The sequence below is a fragment of the Chamaesiphon sp. OTE_20_metabat_361 genome (assembly GCF_031364565.1).
The window spans coordinates 1-3,692 of record NZ_JANLWO010000530.1 but is presented as its reverse complement, the minus strand read 5'-3'; the positions used below and the strand labels follow the sequence as shown (position 1 = coordinate 3,692).

5 protein-coding genes are annotated in these 3,692 nt (G+C 49.1%); 1 reads left to right on the top strand and 4 read right to left on the bottom strand.

Features of this window, described 5'->3' with window-relative positions:
* The 3 genes from RMO35_RS15295 to RMO35_RS15285 all read right to left on the bottom strand — a co-directional run.
* On the bottom strand, nt 1–122 hold a 122-nt coding region (locus tag RMO35_RS15295), incomplete at its 3' end, for a hypothetical protein (protein ID WP_309742187.1).
* 543 nt (nt 123–665) lie between these two features.
* Nucleotides 666–1,670, bottom strand: coding sequence for a serine/threonine-protein kinase (locus RMO35_RS15290; RefSeq protein WP_309742184.1), 1,005 nt, complete (start codon nt 1,668–1,670; stop codon nt 666–668).
* Between the two features lie 152 nt (nt 1,671–1,822).
* Nucleotides 1,823–2,197 (bottom strand): VanZ family protein, encoded by a 375-nt coding sequence (locus tag RMO35_RS15285; RefSeq protein WP_309742183.1) that lies wholly within the window; start codon nt 2,195–2,197, stop codon nt 1,823–1,825.
* 148 nt (nt 2,198–2,345) lie between these two features.
* Between RMO35_RS15285 and RMO35_RS15280 the strand changes: the two genes are divergently transcribed.
* A complete protein-coding gene (locus RMO35_RS15280; protein ID WP_309742186.1) occupies nt 2,346–3,425 on the top strand; it encodes a glycosyltransferase family 4 protein in 1,080 nt (359 codons plus the stop codon).
* Between the two features lie 92 nt (nt 3,426–3,517).
* On the opposite strand, the gene RMO35_RS15275 is transcribed toward RMO35_RS15280, so the two are convergent.
* Nucleotides 3,518–3,692, bottom strand: a 175-nt coding sequence (locus RMO35_RS15275) for a Smr/MutS family protein (protein WP_309742185.1), incomplete at its 5' end; no start/stop codon positions are given.

Sequence of the window (3,692 nt, the reverse complement as noted above, 5' to 3'; positions counted from 1 at the left end):
CCTTCAACTTTGAGGGCACTATAAATCTGGGGCATCTTGCCACCAGTAAATTCTACGTCCACAACTGGACCAATAACTTGGGTGAGTCTCCCCACGTTTGTTTTTTCTGCGGTGCTAGCCATGTGCGCGTTACTTATTATTGTGTGATTTTGTCTATAGCTTTGGTGTAGTCTAGACTTCGCTGAGTACGAGTATCGACCCGATCGAAGTTGCAGATTAGCCTCGGCGCTGGCGGATCGATGCAGTCAGCCAGATCGCAAGATTTGGCTACTTTTAGGTGTCAGCGATCGGCGATTAGTTCCATTAATTTGGGTCTGGAGTCTTGACGATCGAGCCGCTAGTCTAGAAGTTTACACTCTCGATCGCGCGGCGGTCGGCTTGGCAATACCAGAGCTAATCGCTATCTACCGATCCTAATTCGATCCAGTTTTTAGCTACTATTAATATTTTTCAAGGCTGTTTGTTAGTTTATCATCGAACGCGCACTGTACTGTGGGTATTTATCAGGATTTACTTAAGAACTTCAGCGTCAAGCGGCATTCGCTAATTGGTGACTAATGAGAGCGCAGATCTCGATCGCATTTTTCGTTATCCACACCTCGGCTGTCGCTCACTGCAAGCTATCCACTATTCCCTATTCCCTATTCCCTATCCACTTTGTTTCATTACTTGATTTCCAATGCCCAATGCACCACAGCCGGATAAGGGTTGCCATCGATGCGATCGGTTTTGGAGATGGCGTGTTTTTGGTCTAGGTAAGTGCGTAACTTGGCTCGAACCGCGCGGTTTTCTAAAGCTGTTACAACTTGACTGACACAAGAGTAGCGCTCGGTTAAGGGCACCTGAATCAGTTTGGAAACGATCTCGCCCAAGTCCGGACTGATATCGACATCTTCAGACCACATTAATTCGCATGTGCGCTGATCGATCGGCAAGTGCCGAGGTTCCCTGCCAGTTAACAAATACACGCAAGTCATCCCCAGCGCGTACAGATCGCTAGCATACACCGCGCGATTGGCTAATTGTTCGGGTGGGGCATATCCGGGCGTACCGACGGCGACACTACTAGTATCGAGGCGATCGGACGTAGCTGGATCGAGATCGGCAGCCGCACCAAAATCAATCAGTACAAAGCGGCGATCGGTTTGGCATAAAATAATGTTCTGAGGCTTGATATCGCAGTGGATCGTGTGCTGGGAGTGAATATACTCTAATAATGCGAGCATTTGCTCCAAAAAGTTTTCGATTTCTGGTTCGGTAAATCTGCCCTGCTTGGCAATAATTTGGGGCAAGACACTACCAGGGATGTATTCCGTGACTAGGTACAAATCGGTGCCAATCTGAAAATAATCCAGTAGCGAAGGGATCTGCGCGTGAGTGCCCAGCCGACTCAAACTAACTGCTTCTAGCTCGAATCTAGTTCGTGCTATTGCCACCAACTGCGGATCGGTAAATTGTGGTGCCAATTGCTTGATAACACATAACGGCTGTCCTGGTAAATAGACATTCTGCGCTAACCAGGTCATCCCAAAACTGCTGCGGCTCAAGATCGATCGCAGTGCGTATCGATCGGCTAGGAGCTGACCATCAGCGCAGTTAGGCTTCCAGTGGGATGAATGCTGTTCGATATCTGATGATGTGCGCTGGCGATCGGTTGTAGCATCAGTCATAGTAAAAATCGATCGGCATCCCGAGCTAACTGAAATACTCAATATTTCAACATCATACTAGGTCTGCTCCCAAGCACTCTCAGCCAATTCAAGTATCTTTTGACTGCGGATGAGTAGAGATCGAGTGTCGAGTAAGTATAGTTTCGCGTCAACTAGACTCGATTCCCGATCGACCAGATCCAAGCAGCAAATGCAATGCCTAAGTAATTTGCCGCCAAATCTACCAGATCGAATGTCCGTAAGGGTATCCAGATTTGGGAAACTTCTTCAATGGTGATGCCCACAGCTACAATCGTGCATCCTAATAAGATCTTGAGACGTCCGATCTTTAGCATCCGTCCATTGAGAGCATGATTTAACAAAAATGTCAACATTCCTATAAACAGCAAATGTCCGCCCTTGTCACCAAGCGGTAAACTGTTGACTACAGCGACAATCCGCCCGAACCGTCCCAGATTCATCCCAATGATAATGCCAGTTATAAATATTAGAAATAAGCCAAAAGGTAGCCAGCGGTTTAGGCGCATATTGTCAATTACAGCAGATCTCGATCGACCACAATAATAATCCCTTTAGATCCAGAAATGTTAACAATGGTGCCTTCAAACCTGAGTTTAGCCGCCCATAAACGGCTGTAAAATTGAAGACGTTGATTTTAGAGTGTTGCCTGTGAATATGCCATCGTCCCACCACAAACTAAAAATTCTGATCCTGTCCACTCCGGTAGGTGCCTTGGGTTCTGGGTTGGGTGGCGGCGTAGAACTGACGATCGCCAACCTCGCTCGCGAACTCCAATCACGCGGACACACGATCGAGATCGTCGCACCTGCGGGTTCATACTTAGGCGATCTATCGATCGTCCAAGTCCCTGGCGAACTTCAGCTCACTGCCCAAACCCAGGAGCAAGCAGCCGCGATCGTCATGCCGAGCGATCCAGTCCTGGCAAATATGTGGGCAAAAGCCAGAAACATTCAGCACGATTACGACATTATTTTCAATACGGCTTTCGATTGGCTGCCATTTTACCTGACGCCGTTTTTCGATCGACCGATCGCCCATTTTGTCAGTATGGGTTCGCAAATTGCCGCGATCGATCTGGCAATCGAACGAGTCGCGATCGATTATCCGGGGACGATTGGCGTCTGTACGCGTACCCAGGCGGAAACTTTTCGGTTTGCCGATCTGTGTACTGTTGTGGGCGGTAGTGGTGTCGATCCGGCAGTCTATGAGTACTGCAAACATCCAGAACCAGCACTAGCTTGGTTGGGACGCATATCTCCCGAAAAGGCACTCGAAGATGCTGTCGCTGCCGCCCAGCGTACTGGCATCAAACTCAAAATCATGGGTAAGATTCAAGATGCGGTTTACTGGGAGCAGATCCAACGCGATTATCCTACCGCCCCGATCGAGTATCTCGGTTTTTTACCTACGCACGAGCTACAGCAAGCGTTAGGCACCTGTCAGGGGCTACTAATGACCCCGCGCTGGGTAGAAGCCTTTGGAAATGTCGCGATCGAGAGCTTTGCCTGCGGCGTTCCAGTCATCGCTTATCGGCGCGGGGGGCCTGCGGAAATCATCACCGATGGTAAAACGGGATTTTTGGTCGAACCAGATAGTATAGAGGGCTTGGTAGCAGCGATCGATCGGCTGGATGAGATCGACCGCGCTGACTGTCGCCATGCTGCGGAAACGGTATTCTCCCAAGCAGCGTGGGGGAATGTGATGGAAAGTTGGTTTTATCGATTGGTTGAGTAGTCGATTAGAGTGGGAAAGGCCCACCACCTGGGTTTCAGGCTTTTCTAATATTTATAAATGTTCGTGCTGACATACTTAAATCGCAGCCTGTTCTACTTGAGATAAGCGATCGTCACACCACCGCCACCGTCTTTCTCACCTGCTAATTCAAAGCGACCGACTTGCGGATGATGGGAGAGGAATTCGTGGACTCCTTCGCGAAGTTTGCCAGTACCTTTGCCGTGAATCACCCACATGATACCCGACTGATAGGCACGCCCGATCCCG